The 1,371-nt window shown below is 67.4% G+C and carries 1 pseudogene; it reads right to left on the reverse strand.

The window, feature by feature from the left end:
• Positions 1-1,306: pseudogene (locus tag ACFVYA_RS49960) on the reverse strand (IS701 family transposase); the annotation flags it as partial.
• Between the last annotated feature and the right edge of the window lie 65 nt (positions 1,307-1,371).

Consider the following 1,371-nt stretch of genomic DNA (forward strand, 5'->3'; position numbering starts at 1 on the left):
TACTCCAGCCGCACTTCGTGATTGATGGCGTGTCTTCGCTGGTAGTGGGCTTGTCGGGCGCGGTGTTGGTGGCGTCGGCGCCAGTGTGACCAGGCCCAGGTGGTGAGGCGGTCGAGTGGGGTGGTGATCAGGTGTGCCAGGAGACGCTTGACCTCGCCCAGCGTGATTGGGATGAGGCCGCTGCCAGGGCTTTTGGGGCTATCGCGGCGGTGACGGCCAGGTAGGTGTGGGCGAGCATGGCCAGGGTGATGTGCCGGTACCAGGCGTCGTAGCGGCGGACCTGGTACTGGTCGAGGCCGACGTCGGTCTTCGCGGTCTGGAAACAGTCTTCGATTGCCCAGCGTGCCCCGGCCACCCGGATCAGCTCCTTGTCGGTTGTTCCCGTTGGGGCGCAACACAAGTAGTAGGCGATTTCGTGCTTGCCTTTGCTGTTGCGGGTCAGTGAGCGGCGGGCCAGCAGCCAGCGTCCCCAGCCGGGCGGGGTGGTGTCGGGGTAGGCAGGCAGCTCGGCGACGGCCCAGTCGAACATCCGTGGTCCTTTGGCGCCGTCGCCGCAGCTGCGGCGTTTCCACGCGTCATCGGGTGCGTGGGCGACGAGCGCGTCGGCACGGGAGGTGCCGGCGACCGCGGGGACGGTCTGGCTGCTGGGCACGGCCACGACGTAGCCGATCCGCCGGTCTTCCAGCCAGCGACGGAATTTCGAGTCGCCGCCGTAGGCTTCGTCGGCGGTGACCCAGGTGGCGGGCACGCCCGCGTCCAGGGCGCGGGCGAGCATCCGCTGGGCGAGCACGGGCTTGGTCGCGAACTCGAGCTCGTCGGGAACCGCGGCTTCGCGGCAGCGTTCCCGATCGGCGGTCCAGGACTTCGGGATGTACAGCTCGCGGTCGATCAGGGTGCGGCCTTTGCTGGTGGCGTAGGCGCAAAACACGCCGAGCTGGCAGTTCTCGATGCGTCCGGCGGTGCCGGAGTACTGGCGTTGCACCCCGGCGGATTTGGTGCCTTTCTTGAGGAATCCGGTCTCGTCCACGATCAGCACACCGTCTCGTTCACCCAGGTGGTTGATCGCGTAGTCGCGGATGTCGTCACGGACGCCGTCGGCGTCCCAGGTTGCGGCGTTGAGCAGGCGTTGCATCCCGTCCGGGGTGATGTCACCGGCGGCCTCAGCCAGTGTCCAGCCGTTCTTGCCGGCCAGCGGCGCCAGCAGGCCACGCACGTAGGCACGGGCCCTGCGTCGAGGTTCCGCCCGATGGAATCGTCCCGCGACCTGCGCAAACAGGTCATCCAACCCGGACACCCAGGCAGCCAGGTCATCATCACTCAGCACAAGATCGATACGCTACACCCTGAGTGTCACGAAGTGCGGCTGGAGTA

The organism is Amycolatopsis sp. NPDC058278 (genome assembly GCF_042881395.1).
Classification (GTDB): Bacteria; Actinomycetota; Actinomycetes; order Mycobacteriales; family Pseudonocardiaceae; genus Amycolatopsis.